This window comes from Microthrixaceae bacterium (assembly GCA_016702505.1).
Lineage (GTDB): Bacteria > Actinomycetota > Acidimicrobiia > Acidimicrobiales > Iamiaceae > Aquihabitans.
In genome coordinates this window covers 465115-486150 of the sequence record JADJDU010000001.1, presented here as the reverse complement: position 1 = coordinate 486150, position 21036 = coordinate 465115, and the positions used below count along the sequence as shown (strand labels likewise).

20 protein-coding genes are annotated in these 21036 nt (G+C 68.4%); 11 read left to right on the top strand and 9 right to left on the bottom strand.

Features of this window, described 5'->3' with window-relative positions; genetic code table 11:
• Window positions 1-101 precede the first annotated feature (101 nt).
• Window positions 102-335: a hypothetical protein gene (locus IPG97_02220; protein ID MBK6855395.1), complete on the top strand. Its 234-nt coding sequence runs from the start codon at window positions 102-104 to the stop codon at window positions 333-335.
• A 48-nt stretch (window positions 336-383) separates the two neighbouring features.
• Here the strand turns inward: IPG97_02220 and IPG97_02215 are convergent, their stop codons facing one another.
• Window positions 384-683, bottom strand: a complete 300-nt coding sequence (locus IPG97_02215; GenBank protein ID MBK6855394.1) for a GYD domain-containing protein — start codon at window positions 681-683, stop codon at window positions 384-386.
• A 60-nt stretch (window positions 684-743) separates the two neighbouring features.
• Window positions 744-1151 (bottom strand): RpiB/LacA/LacB family sugar-phosphate isomerase, encoded by a 408-nt coding sequence (locus IPG97_02210; protein ID MBK6855393.1) that lies wholly within the window; start codon window positions 1149-1151, stop codon window positions 744-746.
• Between the two features lie 54 nt (window positions 1152-1205).
• Between IPG97_02210 and IPG97_02205 the strand changes: the two genes are divergently transcribed.
• The gene (locus IPG97_02205; protein MBK6855392.1) at window positions 1206-3893 is read left to right on the top strand and encodes an alpha-mannosidase; all 2688 of its coding nucleotides are present in this window, start codon (window positions 1206-1208) and stop codon (window positions 3891-3893) included.
• 39 nt (window positions 3894-3932) lie between these two features.
• Window positions 3933-4700, top strand: coding sequence for a L,D-transpeptidase (locus IPG97_02200; protein MBK6855391.1), 768 nt, complete (start codon window positions 3933-3935; stop codon window positions 4698-4700).
• A gap of 230 nt (window positions 4701-4930) precedes the next feature.
• Here IPG97_02200 and IPG97_02195 read toward each other — a convergent pair whose 3' ends face one another.
• From IPG97_02195 to IPG97_02185, 3 genes are all read right to left on the bottom strand, one after another.
• Entirely contained in the window at window positions 4931-6355 is a 1425-nt protein-coding gene (locus tag IPG97_02195) for a hypothetical protein (protein MBK6855390.1), read from the bottom strand.
• A complete protein-coding gene (locus IPG97_02190) occupies window positions 6352-8334 on the bottom strand; it encodes a hypothetical protein (GenBank protein MBK6855389.1) in 1983 nt (660 codons plus the stop codon). The genes IPG97_02195 and IPG97_02190 overlap by 4 nt, the downstream gene beginning before the upstream one ends.
• 78 nt (window positions 8335-8412) lie before the next feature.
• Window positions 8413-9426, bottom strand: a complete 1014-nt coding sequence (locus IPG97_02185; protein MBK6855388.1) for an NAD(P)H-dependent glycerol-3-phosphate dehydrogenase — start codon at window positions 9424-9426, stop codon at window positions 8413-8415.
• A 74-nt stretch (window positions 9427-9500) separates the two neighbouring features.
• On the opposite strand from IPG97_02185, the gene cofC reads away from it, so the two are divergent.
• Window positions 9501-10154, top strand: a complete 654-nt coding sequence (gene cofC / locus IPG97_02180; protein ID MBK6855387.1) for a 2-phospho-L-lactate guanylyltransferase — start codon at window positions 9501-9503, stop codon at window positions 10152-10154.
• A 21-nt stretch (window positions 10155-10175) separates the two neighbouring features.
• Window positions 10176-10964, top strand: coding sequence for a PIG-L family deacetylase (locus IPG97_02175; GenBank protein ID MBK6855386.1), 789 nt, complete (start codon window positions 10176-10178; stop codon window positions 10962-10964).
• A gap of 122 nt (window positions 10965-11086) precedes the next feature.
• Here IPG97_02175 and IPG97_02170 read toward each other — a convergent pair whose 3' ends face one another.
• On the bottom strand, window positions 11087-11401 hold the full coding sequence (locus IPG97_02170) for an HU family DNA-binding protein (GenBank protein MBK6855385.1): 315 nt from the start codon (window positions 11399-11401) through the stop codon (window positions 11087-11089).
• 132 nt (window positions 11402-11533) lie between these two features.
• Between IPG97_02170 and IPG97_02165 the strand changes: the two genes are divergently transcribed.
• Window positions 11534-11764 carry a hypothetical protein gene (locus tag IPG97_02165; GenBank protein MBK6855384.1) on the top strand — a complete coding sequence of 77 codons (231 nt, stop codon included), beginning with the start codon at window positions 11534-11536 and terminating at the stop codon, window positions 11762-11764.
• A 61-nt stretch (window positions 11765-11825) separates the two neighbouring features.
• Here IPG97_02165 and IPG97_02160 read toward each other — a convergent pair whose 3' ends face one another.
• The gene (locus tag IPG97_02160) at window positions 11826-13208 is read right to left on the bottom strand and encodes a wax ester/triacylglycerol synthase family O-acyltransferase (protein ID MBK6855383.1); all 1383 of its coding nucleotides are present in this window, start codon (window positions 13206-13208) and stop codon (window positions 11826-11828) included.
• Between the two features lie 90 nt (window positions 13209-13298).
• Between IPG97_02160 and IPG97_02155 the strand changes: the two genes are divergently transcribed.
• On the top strand, window positions 13299-14711 hold the full coding sequence (locus tag IPG97_02155) for a PhoH family protein (protein MBK6855382.1): 1413 nt from the start codon (window positions 13299-13301) through the stop codon (window positions 14709-14711).
• A gap of 130 nt (window positions 14712-14841) precedes the next feature.
• Window positions 14842-15321 carry a MarR family transcriptional regulator gene (locus IPG97_02150; protein MBK6855381.1) on the top strand — a complete coding sequence of 160 codons (480 nt, stop codon included), beginning with the start codon at window positions 14842-14844 and terminating at the stop codon, window positions 15319-15321.
• Window positions 15322-15339: 18 nt separating this feature from the next.
• On the opposite strand, the gene IPG97_02145 is transcribed toward IPG97_02150, so the two are convergent.
• Window positions 15340-17085: a copper resistance protein CopC/CopD gene (locus IPG97_02145; GenBank protein ID MBK6855380.1), complete on the bottom strand. Its 1746-nt coding sequence runs from the start codon at window positions 17083-17085 to the stop codon at window positions 15340-15342.
• A gap of 163 nt (window positions 17086-17248) precedes the next feature.
• On the opposite strand from IPG97_02145, the gene rpmG reads away from it, so the two are divergent.
• The 3 genes from rpmG to IPG97_02130 all read left to right on the top strand — a co-directional run bounded on the left by rpmG (window position 17249) and on the right by IPG97_02130 (window position 19394).
• The gene (rpmG, locus tag IPG97_02140) at window positions 17249-17413 is read left to right on the top strand and encodes a 50S ribosomal protein L33 (protein MBK6855379.1); all 165 of its coding nucleotides are present in this window, start codon (window positions 17249-17251) and stop codon (window positions 17411-17413) included.
• 248 nt (window positions 17414-17661) lie between these two features.
• Window positions 17662-18348 carry a hypothetical protein gene (locus IPG97_02135; GenBank protein MBK6855378.1) on the top strand — a complete coding sequence of 229 codons (687 nt, stop codon included), beginning with the start codon at window positions 17662-17664 and terminating at the stop codon, window positions 18346-18348.
• A 110-nt stretch (window positions 18349-18458) separates the two neighbouring features.
• Entirely contained in the window at window positions 18459-19394 is a 936-nt protein-coding gene (locus IPG97_02130; protein ID MBK6855377.1) for a hypothetical protein, read from the top strand.
• A 61-nt stretch (window positions 19395-19455) separates the two neighbouring features.
• Here the strand turns inward: IPG97_02130 and IPG97_02125 are convergent, their stop codons facing one another.
• A complete protein-coding gene (locus tag IPG97_02125; GenBank protein ID MBK6855376.1) occupies window positions 19456-21018 on the bottom strand; it encodes an ABC transporter substrate-binding protein in 1563 nt (520 codons plus the stop codon).
• Window positions 21019-21036: the final 18 nt, after the last annotated feature.

The window sequence follows — 21036 nt, the reverse complement described above, 5'->3', positions numbered from 1 at the left end:
GAACGCTAATCCTGGTTCGCCGGAAGGCTCTGCCTTACGGCGAACTCCAGGCCGATGCCGCCGGTGCTAGGCACCTTCCTCACAGGTCGTACAGTTCTGGCGTGCCCGAACCAGCACCCGAGCCGCGATCCACCGGTCGCCCCGGTCTGCTCGAAGGCGTCCGCGTCGAGGTTCGCAACAACTTCGACGACTCGTGGAGCAACGGATTCGTGATCATGGCCGTGACCGCCACCGGCTACCGGCTTCGGCGCCGCCACGACAACGAGGTCCTACCCACCGAGTTCCCGGCCAACGACGTCCGCCGGGAACGCAAGAACTCCATGTGGTGGGTCTGAACCGCCACGCTCCGCGCGGGAAGGATCTGCGTTTCGGCGGAGCCAGGGTCAGGACCCGGTGCCCCCGCCCAGGATGGCGACGTAATCGTCTACCTCGATGGCGGTGAGGGTGAGGGTCTTGAGCGTGCCCCTCGCCGACAACGTGGTGGCCACCCGGGCTACGGCCCGCTCGTCGGGAGCGTCGAGCACGGTGATGAAGTCGTACTGGCCGAGCAGGGCGTACTGACTCAAGACCTTGACACCCATGCTCTCGACATCCGCGTTCACCTCTTTGAGCCGCTCAGGGCTGTCACGCAAGCGGGCATAACCATCGGGTCCGAGGGTGGAGAGCATCACGAACTTGGGCATGGCGAAAACCTACCGCCCGATGACCCAGGACGGTCGGGCCAGGGCGATCAGGCTAGGGCGTCACTCCAGGCGATCGATGTTGGAACGTTCGTCGGGATCCACCTCTCCGGTGGCCAAGAAGGCAGCCACAATCTCTCGGGCCACCGCTACCGAGGTGAGACGCAGGCCAAGGGCCAACACGTTGGCATCGTTCCAACGTCTCGCTCCCCGGGCGGTATCGGCATCGGTACAAAGGGCGGCCCTGATGCCCGGCACCTTGTTGGCCGCGATCGAAACGCCGGTCCCCGTCCAACAGCACACCACCCCGACGTCGGCCGCCCCCGACGCCACCACCCGACCAACCCGCTGACCGACATCGGGCCACCGATCCTCGAACGGATCCACCACCTCATGGCCATCGTCGGCCAACACGGCCAGAACCGCTTCTGTCACCTCGTTGGACTCGTCGGTCCCGAAAGCCACTCGCATCACCCGATCGTGCCAGAGAACCGCCGTCACCGGGCAGGGACCTAGCCTGCGGCCATGGCACGCACGGTCCACGTCGTCCCCCACACCCACTGGGACCGGGAGTGGTACAAGCCGTTCCCGGTGTTTCGGATGCAGCTCGTCGAACTGCTCGACGGCCTGCTCGCCACCCTCGACTCGGACCCGACCTACCGGCACTTCCAGCTCGACGGCCAGATGGCCGTCATCGACGACTACCTGGAGATCCGCCCGACCGAAGCCGAACGTCTGACCCGGCTCAACCGGGCCGGGCGGCTCACCATGGGCCCGTGGTACACGCTGCCCGACGAGTTCTTGGTCTCGGGCGAGACCCACATCCGCAACCTTCGCCTGGGACTGGAGCGAGCCGAAGCCATGGGCGGCTCCATGGCCGTGGGCTACCTGCCCGACATGTTCGGACACGTCGCCCAGATGCCCCAGATACTGGCTGGCTTCGGATTCGACCACGCCGTGGTGTGGCGAGGGGTGCCCTCGACACTGGCCGCCCCCGCCTTCTGGTGGGAAGCACCCGACGGCACCCGAGTCCGGGCCGAGTACCTGCCCGATGGCTACGGCAACGGAGCCCGGCTCCCCGCCACCGGATCTGGACTGGTCCACCAGGTAGAAGCGTTCCGGGTCGCGCACGGCCCGTGGGTCGGCGACGACGTTTTGTGGATGAACGGGACCGACCACCAGCTCCCCGACCCCCGGCTTCCCGGTGTTCTTACCGAGGCCGAGGCCGCCAGCCCCGACGGGGACCGCTTCGTGATCGCTTCGCTGGCCGAACACCTCCGGGCTGCTCCGGTCCAGGACCTACCCACCTGGTCAGGCGAGCTCCGCTCCGGAGCCCGGTCCAACCTGTTGATGGGCGTGGCCTCGTGTCGCACCGATGTGAAGCAGGCCGCGGCCCGGGCCGAGCGGGCGCTGGAGCGCGTGGCCGAGCCATTGCTGACGTGTTGGATGCCGGCCGAGGAGTGGCCCAACGAGTTCCTGGCCAGCGCGTGGAAGGAGATGATCCGCAACGCCGCCCACGACTCGATCTGTGGATGCTCGGCCGACGAGGTGAACCAGGCAGTACTCCACCGGTACGCCGAGGCCACCCGGGTAGCCGAAGCGCTCACCGACCGGGCCCTGATCAGGGCCTTGGCCACATCGGGCCAGGACCACATCGCCGTCAATCCGAGCGCGTCGGATCGATCCGGCATCGTGGCCGCGGTGGTGGCCGGGGAGGTGGCACCTCCCGACACCCAGCAGATCTCGGTGCGACCTGCCGTTCACCGTGGGCCCGCCCTGGCCGGCGCCCAGGCAGTGGCGGTGGTCATGCGAGCCGCCCTCGATGACCCCCGGGTGAGCCGCGTCGAGATCGTTCCCGACGACCGGTCCACCGACCTCGTCCGAGCCGGCCGGGCCTCGACCGGCGATCACACCCCGACCGGTGATCACACCCCAACCCGGTGGACAGCCCGACTCCACTCCGATCGTGGCCCCGACCAGATCGACGCCCGCGAGCTGCGCCGACAACTGGAGGCCATCGCCCGGGACCCCGACGCGGTCGTGACCGTGGAGACGGTCCGGCGAGGACCAACACAAGAGGTCCTCGTACGTACCCCGGTGGTACCCGGCCACGGTTGGCGGGGGTTGGCCCCTGCCCCCCTCGGGGACCATGCCGTTCGTCCTCACGCCGGGGGCCTCACCAACGGGTTGGTGACCGTCGAGGTGGACCAGTCGAACGGCACGTTCTCGGTCAACGGTCTGGGCGGGTTCGGGGTTCTGGCCGACGAAGGTGATGCCGGCGACACGTACAACTGGTGCCCGACCCCCGACGGAGCCACGCTCACCAGACCGGACGCGGTTGACGTCGTCGTGGCCGAGGCCGGGCCGGTTCGGGGCCGCATCGAGATCACCCGACGCTTCACCTGGCCCACCCACGTCGCCTACGGAAACCGGGCCGGACGGACCACGGTGGACATCCAGACGATCATCGAGGTGCGGGCCGGAGAGGACCTGGTCCGGATCCGAGTCGAGCTCGACAACCGATGCCGAGACCACCGCCTTAGGATCCACTTCCCGCTCCCGCAGCCCGCGACCGGGTCACGGGCGGGTTGCGCCTTCACCACCGTGTCCCGAGGCCTCACCGCCGAAGGCGGCCCCAACGAGGCCGGTCTACCCACCTTCCCGAGCCGGGGATTCGTAGAGGCTGGCGGCCTGGTGGTGGCCCACGACGGGCTCCCTGAGTATGAGGTACTCGATCAGAGCTACCTGGCCGTGACCCTGCTGCGGTCGGTCGGGGTCATCTCCCAAGATTCGATGGCCACCCGGGCACTGCCCGCGGGACCGCCCACCCCCACCCCCGCCGCCCAGTTGCCAGGCCCCTTCGGCGCCGACCTCGTTCTGCACACCTCGGGCCGCAACCCCTACGACGTGGTCGAAGAGGCGTTCACCCCCATCCTCACCGCCCGCCGGCCCGGAGCCGGCTGGGGTGACCCCGACTGCTCGGAGCGGTCATTCACCGTGTCGGGGGCTGAGCTATCGGCCCTCACCCTCCGACCCGACGGCCTCGTGGAGCTTCGCCTGTTCAACCCGACCGACCAGGAGACGGTGGCAACCGTGGCCGGGCGCCGAGGCCAGGTCACCGACCTGCGGGGCCGCCCCCTCGGCCAGCCCTTCGACGAAGCGGTAAACCTGAGACCACACCAGATCGTGACGTTGGCCCTCGACCATCGCTGACATGGGACCGAGGGGGTGGCGGCGGTATCGTCGTGCACCGTGCAACGCCCTTCCATTCGTGCTCTACCCGTGGTCGGTGCCGTACTGGTACTGCTGATCGGGGCCGGGATCTTCCTCATGGATCGAGATTCCGAGCCCGAACCCGCGGCCGCCCCAACCACCACCACCCAGCCCCGTCCTACCACCACCACCAAGCCCACCGAAGAGGGCTTCTTGGTGGCCGACGCCGCCGGGCCGGTGGTCGACCTCTACAGCGAACCGGGTGTGGCCTTGGCCGACCGTCCGTGGCTGGACAACCCCACCCATGAGGGCCTGGCCGTGGTGTTCCAGGTGCTGGAGGAAGGCCCCGAGTACCTCAAGGTGCGGGTTTCGTCTCGCCCCAACGGCCTGGAAGCCTGGATCAAGCGTGACCAGGTGACGCTGCGCCACGTTCCCAACCACGTGCTGGTCGAGGTCGGAGCCCGCCGGGTCACCGTGTTCAACGGCGACGAGATCCTGTTGCAGGAGCCGGTCGCCGTCGGCAAGGACCGCACCCCGACACCGCTCGGCAACTTCTTCGTCGACGGCATCGTCGAGCTGGCCAACACCACCGGCTCCTACGGTTCCCACCAGGTGAGCGTCAGCGGCTTCAGCGAGGAACTGAAGAGCTTCCAGGGCGGAAACGGCCAGATCGCCCTCCATGGCACCAACCGACCCGAACTGATGGGCCAGCCGGTCAGCAACGGTTGTGTCCGTATGACCAACGACGCCATAGCCCGCCTGGCCTGGCTCGCACCCACCGGAACCCCAGTCCAGATCGTGGCCTAAACATCCTGGTCCGTCGGAAGGCAGAGCCTTCCGACAGAGTTCGATGGCCGGCCTGACGGCCGACGTCTTCGCTGCTGCAACCGGCAAAGCCGATCTCCGCAGGTCGGGGGCTCCGCCACAAAGGGCTCTGCCCCCGTGCCCCCGCCCAGTCCTGCTGCTTCGGCTCGTCGGACAGTCGAACACCACAGGTGGCCGCACAGAGCCCAAGGCGCCTCGCTGACAGAGGCCAGTCAGCGGCGGCGCTGGGAGCGGCGGGCATCCATCTCGGCCAATCGGGCCTCTTGGCGTTCGGCCCAGCGGGCACCGGCCCGCTCTCGGCTGGAGCGAGGCTCTTCGACGGCATCGGCCCGCCTCAAGACATAGAGCGGAATGCGGCCGATGTCTTTGACCTTGCGGTTGCCGATGTCTCGCCACGAGAACTCGACGTCCCCTTCCAGAGCGTCACGCACGTCGGCCGTGCACACCACCGTGGCCGGAAAGGCCAAGGTCACGAGTCGTCCGGCCATGTTCACCACCGGCCCGAACACGTCGGCCTCCCGCTGGAGAACCGGGCCCGATGCCAGCCCCACCCGCACATCGGGCAGCTCGTCATCGGCGGCGTAACCCTCGGCCAGTGACAGGGCGATCTCGGCCGCGGCCCGTTCATGCGGGACGGCGAACAGGACCTCGTCACCGATCATCTTCACCACCCGGCCCCCCAACCGGCCCACCGTGTCATAGGCGCGGGTCTCGAACCGCTCCACCACCTCGGCCAGTTCGTGGGGACCGAGTTGTTGGCTCAGGGCCGTGAACCCGACCAGATCGGCAAAGCCGACCACCATGTGCGACGGGTCGGTGGCGGCCTGCTCGCGGGCCATCCGAGCCCGGGCCGCGTCCTGAAGGTGACGGCGCCACACCAGCCCCATGATCTCGATCAGGTTGGGCACCAGGACCGGGGCCACCGCCGCGAACGCTTCTCCTCGCGGTGCAGCCACGGGCTGTGACTCGGCGACGGGCTCGGTCTCCCCGTCCCCCCGGTCGTCACCGCCCGTGGTTTCGATATCGAGACCGTCGCCCGCTGACGTCTCGGGCTCCTCCACATGTCCGTCCCTGAGGTCGTCACCCGGGTCCACGGCGTCGACCACGGCATTGGCCACCCTGGACATGGATGAACCCACCACCCGCGCCATCTGGAGCGTCAGGTCGTGATCGATCACGTCGCTCTCCATGAGCTGACCGATGACGGTGAGGAGAGCTACGTCGGAGTCGTTGAAGGCCCGGTCCCCCACCCTGGGCACGGTGAGGCCGAGGGACCGCCACATCCGGGTGATCAGCTCCGGAGCCAGGCCGGTAGCGGCGGCCACGTCGTCGAGGTCGTAGTCGGCGCCCTCGGGGCGAGCGACCGTGTCCATCAACAACAAGGTGAGGTGGTGGTTCTGGTCGGCGGCGGCAATGGCTGCCTCGTCCACCCCGTAGAACCGCAACAACTCGGCCCGTGTTCCCGTCTCGGGAAGCACTCCCGTCTCGGGAAGCACTCCCGTCTCGGGAAGCACTCCCGTCTCGGGAAGCACTCCCGTCTCGGGAAGCACTCCCGTCTCGGGAGGCACTCCCGTCTCGGGAGGCACTCCCGTCTCGGGAGGTACCTCCCCCTGGTCCATCCCGCCTGGTTCGGTCACGAGAACGACCCGCCCTCGGGAACGGTGGGACCCGTCGACGGGCCCGGATCTGATCCGGGGCGGCGCATCACCGGGTCGATGTCGGGGTGCTCGGCCACGATGGTCAGCGACTTGAGACCGCCGGGTGGCAACACGTCACCGAGCAAAGCATCGCCCTTCAACTCGGTAGTGGTCCACGTCCGGTCCAGCCCCGACGCGGTGATGACGACGGGACCCACACCATCGTGGGGTTCCAGGTGCCACAACAGGGCGGGGCGGATGCCGTGCCAACGGACGCCATAGGAGATCCGCCCCCACTCGGTGGGCAGGTCGTGAACCTCCACGCCGCCGCCATACCAGTTGTCGGGATGGACGGGAAGTAGATCCAGACCCGAGTCGGTCTCGGTGACCATCTGGTGGCGCAGTGCGGTGATGAGCGCCGCCGACGCGGCCAGGTCATGACCGATCCTCCTGGTTCCCGAACCAGGAGCGGGGCCCTCCCATGCCGTCAGCGGCCCGGCCTCGGACACCACCGCATCCAGAGCGGGACCACGCGCGGCGAGCACCCGATCGACCGCGTCGGCTTCGGTCCCGGCTTCGGTGGGGGCCACGGCACCGTGCCTCACCTTGGACTCCAACGCCCCCACCGCAGCAGCAGCCTCCCGCTGGCCACAGCGATCCAACATGTTGGCGGCCTGACCCAGGCTCGTACTCACCCGCCATCGCAGCACCGGATCGGAGAGCTGACCACGCTTGTTCGCCCGAGCCAACCGCTCCACCGCGGCGGACACCTCGGGCAACATCCAATCCAACAACTCGTCCACCCGGTGCAAGAGCCAGTGGCGCGACACCACCGACAGCACGAGGGCGTCGGCTTCCACCGACGCCGAAGCCAGCCGGTCCACCCACCGAGCCACCACAACCCCGACGTCGGAGGGACGGTCCATGAGGTCCAGCGCGGCGAGGATCACCTCGGTCGCCCCCAACTCCATGTCCGAGCTGAGGTGGCCGTCGCGGCGCACCGACTCCCCGTCGTGGGCCAACTGCACGTGGGCTCGGGCATGGGTGAGGGCTGCTGCCAGGTGGTGGTCGGGTACCTCTAGGCGGGGCCCGCGGCGGTGGACCTCCCAGCCCGAAGCGACGGTGGCGGCATCGGGTAGGACCTGGGGGTAGTCGAGCGGACCGGTCCCCGTCTCACCCACCGGTACCATCGCCCGCAAGACCGCGGTGTGAGGCGTCGGGAACACCAGGGCCATGGTGGCCAGGCCCTGCGGGCACGAGGCCGTGAGCAGTTCGGTACCAGCCGCCCCCGAGAGAACCTGGTCGACCACGTCGCCGCCGGCTCGGTCACCCACCGCCACCCGGGCCGGGCGCCGGGGAAGCACCACCGCGGGCCGACCATCCACCCGGACCATGTGGGCCACATCGCGGCCCCGCCCACCGCCGACAGGTTCGATGGTGATCTCACGAACCGAACCGACCCCGTCAGCCACGAATGGACGGATCACCACTACGGTGGCGAACGGGATGGCGGTGCGGTTCTCGACCTCGGCAACTACCCACTCGTCGCCCACCGGGCGGGGCGAACGCACCCCATAGGCCCGATGCACCGCCTCCCCTCCCGGAACTCGCATGAGGGTCTCCACCACCGGGGCGTCGCCCAACAGGAACTGGCGGATCGACCCCTCACGGGCGGGGATGCGCCACCGGTCATCGGCGCCGATCCACCAATCCAGGCTCCAACCCTCACCGACCACCAGACCGGCTCCGTCGACTGGTGTGGCCACCGGCGAGGACACCGTGCCCACCAGGCTCCACTCCACTCGACCCGGCCGTACTCCCGCAACCGGCTCAGCACCCCTCGAGCCGACCTCGTCGAGCTCTCGGCGCCTCCTCACCCCCCTCGGCAGGACCCAGCCGGCGTCGCGCAGTTCGGTGACCAGCGAGCCGGGATCCGAGCCACGGTGGAGACCACTACCTGCTTCCGAACCGTCAGCCACCGATGGGGACGAAGCGGGTGGCGACGGGGTCGAGGAGGCGGTGCGGGACGACGAACGGCGAAACATGATCCGGCGGGTCTATCCGGCCCGGCCTCCCCCGTCCACCTCACGGCGCGATCCCCGACGAAGCAGGCCGGCGTATGCCTCAGCAGCCGGGCGTCCGTGATGGCACACCGCCTGCACCTCGGCCGCTATCGGCATGTCTATTCCGAGCTCTGCGGCGATCTCCATGACCACGTTCGATGTCTTGACCCCCTCGGCCACCATGTTCATGGCCGCGATGATCTCGTCGATCGTCTGCCCCCGTCCGAGGCACTCCCCGACATGGCGGTTACGGCTCTGCGGGCTGATGCAGGTGGCCACCAGGTCCCCCATGCCAGCCAAGCCGGCGAACGTGACGGCCTGGCCGCCCAGGGCCACACCCAGCCTGCTCATCTCGGCCAGGCCCCGGGTGATCACCGCGGCGCGGGTGTTGTCGCCGGCACCCAGCCCATCGGCCATGCCCGCGGCGATGGCGATCACGTTCTTGAGCACCCCACCCAGTTCGCTGCCCACCACGTCTTCGTTGGTGTACACGCGGAACAGGTCGGCCTGGAAGAGGACCTGGAGGGCACGGGCGATGTTGTCGTCCTCCATGGCGATGACGCTGGCCGCAGCGTGGCCAGCCAGGATCTCCTTGGCCAGGTTCGGCCCGGTGAGCACCCCCACGGGATGGCCGGGAAGGACTTCCTCGACCAGTTGACTCATCCGCAACCGGGTACCCACCTCGAGGCCCTTGCTCAGCGAGATCACCGGGACCCAGGGTCGCAGGAACGGCTTGACCGCCTCTAGGGAGGACCGGAACCCGTGGGAGGGAACTCCCATCACCAACAGGTCGGCACAGCGCACGGCCCGCTCCAGGTCGTCGGTGGCCCGAAGCTGGTCGGGTAGGCGGAACCCGGGGAGGTAGTCGCCGTTCTCGTGGTCCCGATCGATCTGCTCGGCCAGCGCCGACCTTCTCGACCACAACAAGGTGGGGGTGTTCCGACTGGCCAGCGCCGCCACCGTGGTTCCCCACGACCCCGCACCGATGATTGAGACCGCTATCTCCATGGTCGAACCATAGAACCGGGTGGACGATCGATGGGCGAGGTCGGGCCTGGCGAGTCGGCGGTAGCGTGGCGTGCGTGCAGAGCGCCGTCGTCATTCCGGTGAAGGCGTTCGCATCGGCCAAGGCCAGGCTGTCTCCCGCGGTCACCCCCCGAGAACGCGAAGCGCTGGCCCAATCCATGGCCGAGGCCGTCATCCGGGCCGCTGGTCCCATGCCGGTGGTGGTGGTGTGCGACGACCCCGGCGTGGCCACCTGGGCCCAGACCCAAGGAGCCGAGGTCCGGTGGACACCGGGGTTGGGTCTCGACGGGGCGGTCCAGGCCGGCGTCGAGTGGGCGGCAGAGTCGGGATACAACCGGGTGGTGGTGGCCCATGCCGATCTTCCGCTGGCCACCGACCTGCAACACCTCACCGGTGTCCACAGCGGCGTGGTCTTGGTTCCAGACCGCAGGGCGGACGGAACCAATGTGATCTCCCTGCCCGCCGACTGCGGTTTCCGGTTCGCCTACGGACCGGGCTCGTTCCACCGCCATCGGGCCGAGGCCACCCGCCTGGGCCTAGCGGTGACGGTGGTCGACGACGCCTCGTTGGCCTGGGACGTCGACACCCCCGACGATCTCGTCCTCCCATCGGGCCAGGCGGTCACCGCGGCCATGGCTGCCTCGATCCCGCCGCTACCAGGTCCCGGGCCGACGACCATCGGAACGCGCCGGTCCATCGCCGGCCACTGACCCATCGATGAGGACCCGGCCATGACGTTGCCTCGGCCCGCCACCAGCGGCCTCGCCATCCCGACCCGAGCCTTGGCGGTGGGGGCCCATCCCGACGACGTCGAGTTCGGGGCCGGTGCCACCCTGGCCCGATGGGCCGAAGCTGGCTGTGAGGTGTCGTTGGTGGTGTGCACCGACGGGTCCAAGGGTACGTGGGACCCTTCGGCCGACACCGAGGTCCTGGTGGCTACCCGCCAGGCCGAAGCCCGAGCCGCGGCCGCCGCTTTGGGAGCGACAGGGGAAGTCGTGTTCTTGGGTCGCGTCGACGGCGAACTCGAGAACGACCGGGTCACCCGATCCGAGCTGGCCCGAGTGATCCGGCACCTGCGACCCGACGTCTTGTTGGGTCACGACCCCTGGAAGCGCTACCGCCTCCACCCCGACCACCGGGCCGCCGGCTTCTTGGTCTGCGACGCCCTGGTAGCAGCCCGAGACCCCCACTTCTTCCCCGAGCACGGCCTGGACCCGCACCGTCCGGCCGCACTGTTGCTGTTCGAAGCCGACGAGGCTGACCACGCCGAACCGGTGGACGAACACCACCTCTTGGCCCGGATCGCGGCCCTGGAATCGCACCGCTCCCAGTACGAGTCCACCATGTTCATCACCGAACCGACCGAGGCCGCGTCCGCGCAAGACGCCACCCTCGCCGGGGAGGTCCCAGCCACGGTGGCCGCGTTCCGAGCCGAACAGCGCCAAGCCCTCCTCGATGGGGGCACCTGGGCCGGAGCCGCATTGGCAGAGTGCTTCCGGTACATGCCCACCGACCGCTGAAACACGACCGCCCCACGAAGGCGAACAGTCCAGCCCCACCGCTGGCCTGCGCCACCTGACCCCGGACGCGATTCGGGGGAGGGCCCAAGCCCTCCCCCGAATCGAACCCGATTGTGTGCTGGTTACTTCTTGGCCAGCTTCGGAGCGGGGATCTCCTTGTTCACGGTCTTCTTGAAAGTGGCGCCGAGGGTGGCCTTGGGGGCCTTCTTGGCCTTGACCTTCACGGTCTCACCGGTGCGGGGGTTACGAGCGGTGGTGGCCGCCTTGGCGATCTGCTCGAAGGACACGAAACCGGTGAGCACGACCTTGTCGCCCTTGGTGACGAGAGCCAGGACCGTCTCCTCGAAACCCTTGAGCACGGCCGCAGCGGTGGTCTTGTCGGTGCCAGCCTGCGCGGCGACCTGGTCGACGAGCTCAGCCTTGGTGATGTTGGCCACTGCCAACCTCCTGGTTGTTTGTTGGGATAACGCCCGAACATTGCTGTGTCGGGCCTCGTGAGGTCAAGTATCACCCCGATCAGCACCCATTTGGGGGATGCCCGCCCCACGTCGCCTCTCTAGGCTCACCTCATGCTCGAAGACGGCACCTACGACGCGGTGGTGGTTGACGCCGAGGAGGGCCCTGCCCCCCACTCCACGAGGGTGGAGCTGGCCATCGCCGCCGGCCCTCACAAGGGCGAGCTGGTGGCCATCGTCACCGACCTGACCCTCATCGCCTCGCGCGATCCGCTGGACCTGTTGGCCCTACCCGCCACCATCACCGTCGAGGCCGGGATCCCCTCGCTCACCATCGAAGGCTGACCGCAACGAGAGACACGGCGGACAGCAGCCCGACGCGGTCTGCCTTTCAAAGGCTCCAAGCTCAGTAACAGTCGCTCAACTCGTGAACTCCGGCGGCTACGCCCTCGGCCAACACCGAGATGTCGGGTGCCCGTTCCCGGTCGCCGGTGATGCCCACCACCAACTTGCCGTTGTAGGAGAGGATGGCGGTGGCCACCGCCGCCCCGTGGGCGATGGGCACGTACGGCCTAGGTTCCACCAGCTCCCGGCCCAGGCAGTAGAGCGGGAACTGGGGTCCGGGCACGTTGGTCACCACGGTGTTCACCGACCGTTGCGGCACGGCGTGGAGCATGCGCATGGCCAGCCGGCTGGCCGACCCGGCCAACATGGGGGGTACCAGATCGGCCACGTTGGTTATCCATTCGCCGGCCTCGCTCATGTGGGAGGCCTTGCGGTCAGCCATCTCGGCCTTGACCGCGTCGAGTCGAGCTGTCGGGTCGCCCAGGTGGGTGGGCAGCTCAACCAACAGGGCAGACACCCGATTGTCGGGTACACCCACGCCGTCGTCATGACGGACCGACACCGGAACCAACGTTCGGATCGCGCTCTCCACCGGGTCTCCCCGGTGGGTCAAGTAGGTCCTCCACCCCGACGTGACCGCGGCCAAGACCACGTCGTTGACGGTTCCACCTGCGGCTCGACCGATGCGCTTCACCTCGGCCAGGTCGATGGTGACATGGGTCCAGACCCGATCCGGGCCGATGGAACCCTCCAAAGAGGGGGCCGTTCGGGGTCCAAGGTGTGACAAGAAGCGGGCCGCTCCTTGCATGGTCCTGGCCATCTGCTCCACCGCTTCGGACGGTCTGGTGGCGGCGGCCACGACCCTGGCTCCTCGCGTCACGGTGTCGGCCACCAAGCCGATCCAGGCATCGGCAACCAGCTCGCCAGCACTGGGCTCGGGCTCTGGAACCCACGGTTCGGGCTCGGGGACGACGGGGTCGGGAACGATGTCCAACAACGCCTCCAACAGCCCGACCCCAGCCACCCCGTCGACCATGCAGTGGTGGACCTTGAACACCATCGCCCACCGCCCCTGGTCGAGGCCTTCGACCAGCCAGGCGTCCCACAACGGCAGGTCCCGGTCCAGGCGTCGAGACATGAGCTGCGACATCAGTTCGTCCAATGCCGCATCGTCTCCCGGGGCCGGCAGGGCGGTTCGGTGAAGGTGGTTGGCGATGTCGAACTGCGGATCGTCGACCCACACCGGCCGACCCAGCTCGAAGGCCACCGCCCTCACCCGCTGGCGGTAGCGAGGTATCCGGTGGATCTTGGCCAGGATCAGATCACCCACCTCCTCGAGGGTGGGGGCTGGGCCCTCGAAGACGGTGGCCCCGGCGATGTGGAGATGGGTCTGGTCGTCTTCGAGGTGCAAGAACTCGGCATCCAGCGACGAGAGACGGTCCATGTCGGCCAGTCTGGTGCCAGCACCACGCCTCGTCCATGGTCTCCCATCCAAGGTCAGAGGGCATCCACCAACGAGGCGGTCGCCGCGGGAATGATGACGATCGGTGACCAGCCGCCCAGCCGTCTGCCCGATCGTCCATGCCGAGACGACAGGACCGTGATGGCTGCCCAACGACCAGGGGTACCCGTGAACCATTCCCAGACCTCTCCCGACGCGCGTCCGCACACCTACGTGCTCGACACCTCGGTCCTGCTCGCCGATCCCGGCGCGCTGACCCGATTCGACGAGCACGCGGTGGTGCTGCCCGTGGTCGTACTCATGGAGCTCGAAGCCAAGCGCGACCATCCCGAGCTCGGGTGGGCGGCGCGCAACGCCCTGCGCCACCTCGAGCGTCTGCGCCTTGCCCACGGTTCCATCACCGACCCCATCCCGGTGAACGCCGAGGGCGGAACGGTGCGAGTCGAGTTGAACCACCAGTCCACCGATGGCCTGCCACCGTCGATGACCGCCGACAACAACGACCACCGGATCCTGGCCGTGGCCCTGAACCTGGGACGGGACGGCCTCGTGGTCACCCTCGTCACCAAGGACCTGCCGCTACGTCTCAAGGCCAGCATCGTGGGGCTCCAAGCCGAGGAGTACCGCAACGAGCAGGCCGCCGACACCTCCTGGACCGGGTTCGTGGAGCTAGACGTCGAGCCCGACGACATCGACGACCTGTACGCGGATCGTCTGGTCGACCTACCCGAGGGTCGTGACCTCCCGTGCAACGCCGGGGTGGCCCTACATGCCGGTAGCCAGTCGGCGCTGGGTCGGGTCCGAGCCGACAAGGCCATCCACCTGGTGCGTGGCGACCTCAGCCTGTTCGACGTGGTCGGCCGCAGCGCCGAGCAGCGCATTGCCTTGGACATCCTCTCGGATCCGTCGGTGGGGATCGTGAGCCTGGGCGGCAACGCCGGTACCGGCAAGAGCGTGCTGGCGTTGGCGGCTGGGCTCGACGCCGTGCTCGAGCGCGGCACCCACAAGCGGATCTTGCTGTTCCGTCCGCTGTTCGCCGTGGGTGGTCAGGATCTGGGGTTCCTGCCCGGCGACCGGGAGGAGAAGATGGGGCCTTGGGCCGCTGCTGTGTTCGACGCGTTGGAGTCCATCGCCGGGCCCGAGGTGGTCGAGGAGGTGATGGCCCGGGACCTGTTGGAGGTTCTCCCACTGACCCACATCCGAGGTCGCAGTCTCAACGACACCTTCGTGATAATCGACGAGGCCCAGAACCTCGAGCGACCGGTTCTGCTCACGGCCCTGAGCCGACTCGGTGAAGGCAGCCGGGTGGTGCTCACCCACGACGTCGCCCAGCGCGACAACCTGCGGGTGGGCCGCCACGACGGCATCGCTTCGGTGATCGACGCCCTGCGGGGCCATCCCCTGTTCGCCCATGTGACCCTCACCCGATCCGAGCGCTCGCCGGTGGCGGCTCTCGTCACCAACCTCCTAGACGACTTCACCTGAGGTTCCCGGCGAAGCCGATCCGGCGGAAGGCCGAGCCTTCCGCCGGAGTTCGGTCGCCGGCCTGGAAGGCAATGCAGCGATCACTGATTATTCCGTGAGTTATCACGTATTGGTCAGCTATATTCGGGACATGGATAGGAACCAACCCACCGAAGGCGAGAGCCTCATGATCCACCTGGCCGACGCCTGGCTGACCGTGGAGAAGCTCCTCAACGGCAGGCTCAGCGCCATCGCCGGGATCAGCGTGGCCGAGTACCGGCTGCTGCGGGCCATCTCCCTTTCCCCTCAGGGCCGGGCCAGCCGGGTTGCTCTGGCTGGCGAGGTCGGACTCACCCCGTCCGCTGTCACCCGGGCGCTGACCCCGCTCGAGACCCGAGGCATCGTGGCCACCACCCGCAGCGAGCGCGACGCCCGACAGGCACTGGCCGGCATCACCGACTCGGCCATCGAGCTGTTGACCACGGCCACATCTGTGGTGCAGGAGACCATGGCCGACATCGTCGAGGGCCTTTCCTTCAGCACCACCGACCTCGGAGAACTGACTGCCTTCCTCGACGGGGTCACCTCGGCCGCAGGCCGCCCGCCCAGAGGTCGGGTCTCGGAACGGTGACCGAGCTGCCGGCTGTGTTCAGCCAGCTACCTCAACCTTCACCTCGGCCTCCAGCTTGGAGAACCGGTCGGGCTGGACGGTGACGGTAACGACCCACGACCCGGCGATGGCCAGGTCGGCATCCTCCACCCGGAACCGGCCCGGCCCCACCCGTTCGACCTGGCCTTCGATCGGGCCCACGTCAAGGGCCGGTAGCGAGAAGTCGACGCTGGCCTCCGGGTAGCGATCATCGGGTCGACCGTCACCGGCCAGGAGACGAAGGTCCACCTGGTTGGTGCCGGCCCGACCAGGGCTGATCACCACTTCGACCGATCCATCACCGAGCGGAGCCGAAGCCTCGACCGGCCCCCTCGGAGCCGACCCCCGCGAGTCCGATCCATTGCTGGTCGCCGAGGCCGTCCGGGCCGGGGTGACGTTGACCAGCGCCGCGGTCACCGCGACCACCACCAAGAGGACGCCCACCTCGACCCGCAGAATCCGAGCCAACGTCTGCCACCGAGGATCACCAATCGGCGGGGCGTCGTCGCCGTCGGGATCAGGGGCCAACACCGGAACCAGCCGAAGGCGATTCCAGCCCCCGGCCGCGGCCACCAACGCCACCAACGCCACCTTGGCCATGAGCAGGCGGCCGTAGGTGGTCGACGTGAGCGGACCCAGACCCCCCACCACGATTGTGGCCATCGCCGCGCCGCTCATGGCCACACCCACGAGCGCAACGGCGGCCAGACCGGAGAACCCGGCCACCGCCTCACCGGACCCGATCACATCTCCGGCCGCTCGTCGACGACGCAGGATCCCGATGAGAGCCACCAAACCCCCGAGCCAGATGGCGGCCGCGGCCAGGTGGGCCAGATCGGCCACCATCCCCGCCCAGGCCGGGACCATGGTCCTGGTGTGACCGGTGAGGGCGAACCCGAGGGGGGCGACGGCGGCCCCCGCGCCAGCGATTGTGCGCACCGCCCCCTTGAAGGGCAGACCGGCGGTGATGGCCACCATGACCATTCCCACCATGGACAGCCCCAGCGACCAGCCCATGCCGTCAGCCAACGATCGACCGAGGAGACCGACCTCGGTCACCGATCCCCAGCCTCGCCCGGTGGCCAGCGATGCCCGCACCGGCACTTGGAACAACAACGCCAACACCCCAACGCCGGCCAACACACCCAGTCGGCGGGACACCGGTGACGGCTCGTCGGCCCGACCCAGACGGGTACCCACCAGGACAGCCCCCGCCACCACCAGCACCGCGCCGTAGGAGATGGCCCGCAGCACGGCGGCGATCACCTCGTCTCGCCGGTCACCACCGGCCCCGAACGCCCGGTCGACCACCTCGGAATCGACCACCGTGCGCTTCCCGACCGAGAACTGGAAAGCGCCGTGGATCGGGTGACCATCAGCAGACACCACCCTCCACGCCACCACGTATCCGCCGTCGGGTAGAACCCCGCGCAGCGGGACGGTGACGGTTCGACCGCGGGCCTTCGCCTCGCCGCGGTCATGGCGCCCCGCGGTGGCGTCCAAGACCCGTACTCCTTCGCCCTCGACGGACACGTCCTCGGTGAAGGAGAGAACCACCTGGTCGGGCGAGTTGTCTGCCACCGCTCCCGCGACCGGCTCTGTAGCGGACAGCTCGGCGTGAGCCCACGCCTCACCGACCCCGACGCCGAGCACCCCGACGGCGAGGACCAGGGTCGCCACCACCAACCGCACCACCCCGTCCCGCCATCGGGGCCGGTGCCCGGAGTTGCAACGGGAAGAGGTCATCGGGGCATGGTGGCCCAATACAGCCGACCGGTTCCACCCAGGCCCCACCCAACCGCCGTGGCCGGAGTTTGGCTTCAGGCGCCATCCCTCCTACGATGGCTCGTCCGCAGGAGCACGGTCCCGGCCCGGCTCGAGCGTCCAACCTGTCCGGGAGAGCGAACCGATGGCCAAGAGCGACAAGCGTCCGATCATCAAGCTGAAGTCCACCGCGGGCACCGGCTACACCTATGTGACCCGGAAGAACAAGACCAACACCCGCGAGCGGATCGAACTCAAGAAGTACGACCCCAAGATCCGCCAGCACGTCATCTTCAAAGAAGAGCGCTGACTCTGAGCGGCCAGGCCTTCGCCGGCCGCTGAGAGTTGAGCGAGCAGGTGAGCCGTCCGCAGGCACGGCATGGTTGGAACCAAGGCAGAGCCTCGGCCTGATCAACCTCGCAGTGACGACGACTGGGCCATCCGCCACGACCCCAATGGGCACGACGCGGAGTGGTGACGTGACCCCTCGGGGTATCCACCACCGGCGCGCCCGTGCTCTCTACGATTTTCCCAACAGGGGAATCGCCGGGAGCACAGATGCAGCCAACCATCTACGGCCTCGACATCGAGACCGACACCCGAAACGACGGAGCCGACCCGACCATCGCGCCGGTGATCACAGTCGCGCTGTCGGGTCGCAACTTCGACGAGATCTTCGTCGGATCCGAGGCCTACATCCTGACCGCGCTCGACGACCGATTGTCCACCCTGGCCCCCGGCGTCCTCGCCACCTGGAACGGCTCCACCTTCGACCTTCCGTTCATGGCCGATCGGGCTCTGCTCCTTGGCGTGGACCTAGGCCTGCGGTTGTGCGTCGACCAGCGCCTCACCATGCAGCGGGCACTGCTGCCCGGGCATCGGGGGGCGTATCGGGCCGCGTGGCACCACCACAGCCACATCGACACCTTCCGCCTCTACGGCGAGTCGGCACCGGCCGGGCCGTGGTCGTCGCTGCGGGTGATCGGCCGGGCCCTCGGCCTCACCGCGTCGGCCAACCGAGGTGAAGCTCGGGGCCGTTGCCAACTTCTCGCCACCGAGGCACTCCATGCCCATGCGGCCAGCGACGCCCGCCTGGCCCGGGTCCTGGCTGAACGCCGGTGGTCGACGGCGCAGAGGCTGGTGGATCGCCTGGACACGACCGAGGCCGAGCTGGTGACCGTGGCCGCCAGCCGTCTGGAACGCCAAGCCCGCTTGGAGCGCCAGCCGGCACCCGCAATGGCCTGATCAGCCGCTCCCCGTTGTCACCGTGGCGGGGCACAATCTGATCGAGGCTCGCAGTCCCCTCCCAGCCCCAGGGCCGGACCGCCGGAAGAACCACCACCTCCGGAGGTCCCATGTCGAGCCACGCCACCCCCACCCCCGATCCCGCCAAGGGTTCGCCGCCGCCAGGCGCCCAGCCACTCATTCCCATCAGGCCCGTTAACCCGTCTCCAGGGCTGCCCACCCCAGAGCTGACCCACCTCGTGCACGAGGCCGCGGCACCCATGCACCGAGACCTGGTGGTGGTGGTCAGGTTCCACGCCGACCATCTCGACCTGGCCCTCTGGCCCATTCCGCCGTCGGGTCGATCCAACACCGAGGTGCTCGTCGGCTGGCGACCCGACCCCGGGGTCAGGGCCGTTGGCCTCGTGTCGGCCGGTACCGCCCGCGCCATCGATCCCGGAACGGACCAGACCAGACTCGACGGTCCGGTGACGGTCACCGTCATCACCGACGTAGAGGGCCACACCGCCACCGTGCTCGAGCACCAGGGTGGAGAGGTGGTCACGGTGCCAGAGCCCCCCACCGGTTGGGGAGCCGACTGCCTCCGGCGAACCCTGGGTCTGCCCACCCCTCGCCCCGAGGTGCCCGTCAGCGCATGCGTGGAAGGCACGTGGCTCGCCCACCTGTCGGCGGCGGCGTGGGACCCGTCGACGGGCCGATCCCGGGCCCTTTCGTGGGCCGAGATGGCGCAGATGCACCCGTTGGGCCAAGCCGGCCAAGGGTTGGCCACCCCTGCTCCTCGATCTCTTGCCCGTCTCACCCAACTCCTAGACCAGGAGTCATCGTGGTCGGCGCTGTTGGAGGCGGTGGGAAGCGAGATCCCGGGGTCGACCCTGAACCCGCCCGGCGGTCGGCAGGTTCCCCTAGCGGCCTGGTTCGATCAGGGTTCGTTCTCGCGCTGGATGCTGCGCCGCGTTCCCGACCCCGACCAGGTCCTGTTCGACCTGCTCGACCACCTGAGCGAGGAAGGCGCCGATCGGCTCCTGTCCGCCCTGGTCTCACTCTGAGCGGCGAGCGGATGTGGCCTGTCCGCTGGGGGCCTAGTTTCCGAGGCCCCCAGCGTGGCGGTCAGCCGCCGTTGTAGTCGGTGAGCGTCTTGTTCACAGCGGCCTCGGCATCCTTCAAGGCCTGGGCCGGATCGGCGCCGCTGAACAGCACCCCCTCCAGCGCACCTTGGACCGCCTCGGTGTAAGCCGGGAAGGGGCCGATCAGCGGGCCGGCCTGATCGGGGTCGGCCGCCTTGAGCTGATCCACCGCGTTGAGCAACAGCACACCAGCCACGTCTGTGTCCCAGAACGTCTGGACCTCTTCCTCGTCGAGCACAGACTTCACCACCGGCAGGTAACCGCCGTTGACGTGCCACTCCCGCGCGTTCTCGGGCTGGAGCATGAACTGGAGAAACTTCCACGACGCAGCCTGTTGGGCCGGGGTACCGGCATTGAGGATGTAGAAGGCTCCCCCGCTGGCGAACACCTTGCCCGGTGCCTCGATACCAGGGTAGGACCCACCCCCAGGGACCAGCGCCGCCTTGTCGATCACCGACTGGTCGAAGTCGATGCCTGCCTCGGCCGCGGTGATCTTTCCGCCTAGGGCATCTCGGATGGTGGTCGATGCCGTCGACGTTTCGATCACCATCGAGCTCTGCTCGCTGACCAATGCCAGGTAGTGGTCGATGCTGCCTTCGGTGGCGGCAAACGCGTTGAGCAGGCCATCGGTGTTCATGGTCTTGAGGAACTCGAGCAGGTCAACGGCCTCGGGGGTGTTGAACGAGGCCTCGGTGGCAGCAGCATCCCGACCGTTGTCGTTGTTCACGATGTCCTGGTTGATACCCACCAGCCAGGTCTCGAAGAACCAACGGTTCACCTTGAACGACAGCGGCTTCTGGGAGACGCCGGCATCTTTGAGTTTCCGGGCCGCCTCCCGCACCTCTTCGAGGGTGCCAGACGGATCGTTGGGATCGAGGCCAGCCTTTTGGAAGTGGACCTTGTTGAAGTAGATCATCGGCGTCGACACGTTCATGTACCCCGGCCACAGCACGCCGTCCACCGAGAACTCGGCCCGAGCCGCGGGCAGGAGCTGGTCGGTGTCGTATCCGTCGGCTTTCATGCACGATTCGGCCGGCAAGACCTGGCCCTTGTCGACCATCTCGCCCAACGCGGTGTCCTCCACGTACAGCACCTGGGGGAGCTGGTTGGGTCGAGGAGATGCCGCCTGGTACTTGCGCAGCACCTCCTCATAGGAGTTGCCCTGGTTGTTGGCCGTCACCACCACCTTGTCTTGGCTGGCGTTGAACCGGGTGGCCATGTTCTCCATGGTTTGCTGGGTGGTACCACCCAGACCGCCATACCAAAGGTCTACCTTCACCGGCGACGTGGCCTTCTCCAAGGCGTCGAGCGGGCATTCGGGCAAGGTCTCGGCTTCGCCGGGGACGGTGGTTCTGCCACCGGACTCCTGGTCTCCAGATGTGGGCGGACCGCCACAGGCCGCCATCACCAGTCCACCGGCAGCCAGGATCGAAACCACCCCGCGGCGGGCACGGTGGCGAGAACGCCGACCGGGCTCGAGGATCGTTCCAAGGCCGTGGGACGCCTCGGGCGTCGACGGGCGAACGGTGCTGGGATGGTCAGGCATTGTGATCCTTTCGGGACG

Coding starts and splice junctions, on each gene's coding strand:
- IPG97_02175 (MBK6855386.1), top strand. CDS start 10,176: ATGACGTTGCCTCGGCCCGCCACCAGCGGCCTCGCCATCCCGACCCGA.
- IPG97_02185 (MBK6855388.1), bottom strand. CDS start 9,426: ATGGAGATAGCGGTCTCAATCATCGGTGCGGGGTCGTGGGGAACCACG.
- IPG97_02215 (MBK6855394.1), bottom strand. CDS start 683: ATGCCCAAGTTCGTGATGCTCTCCACCCTCGGACCCGATGGTTATGCC.
- IPG97_02135 (MBK6855378.1), top strand. CDS start 17,662: ATGCAGCCAACCATCTACGGCCTCGACATCGAGACCGACACCCGAAAC.
- IPG97_02130 (MBK6855377.1), top strand. CDS start 18,459: ATGTCGAGCCACGCCACCCCCACCCCCGATCCCGCCAAGGGTTCGCCG.
- IPG97_02125 (MBK6855376.1), bottom strand. CDS start 21,018: ATGCCTGACCATCCCAGCACCGTTCGCCCGTCGACGCCCGAGGCGTCC.
- IPG97_02205 (MBK6855392.1), top strand. CDS start 1,206: ATGGCACGCACGGTCCACGTCGTCCCCCACACCCACTGGGACCGGGAG.
- IPG97_02210 (MBK6855393.1), bottom strand. CDS start 1,151: ATGCGAGTGGCTTTCGGGACCGACGAGTCCAACGAGGTGACAGAAGCG.
- IPG97_02155 (MBK6855382.1), top strand. CDS start 13,299: ATGATGACGATCGGTGACCAGCCGCCCAGCCGTCTGCCCGATCGTCCA.
- IPG97_02160 (MBK6855383.1), bottom strand. CDS start 13,208: ATGGACCGTCTCTCGTCGCTGGATGCCGAGTTCTTGCACCTCGAAGAC.
- IPG97_02165 (MBK6855384.1), top strand. CDS start 11,534: ATGCTCGAAGACGGCACCTACGACGCGGTGGTGGTTGACGCCGAGGAG.
- IPG97_02145 (MBK6855380.1), bottom strand. CDS start 17,085: ATGACCTCTTCCCGTTGCAACTCCGGGCACCGGCCCCGATGGCGGGAC.
- IPG97_02150 (MBK6855381.1), top strand. CDS start 14,842: ATGGATAGGAACCAACCCACCGAAGGCGAGAGCCTCATGATCCACCTG.
- rpmG (MBK6855379.1), top strand. CDS start 17,249: ATGGCCAAGAGCGACAAGCGTCCGATCATCAAGCTGAAGTCCACCGCG.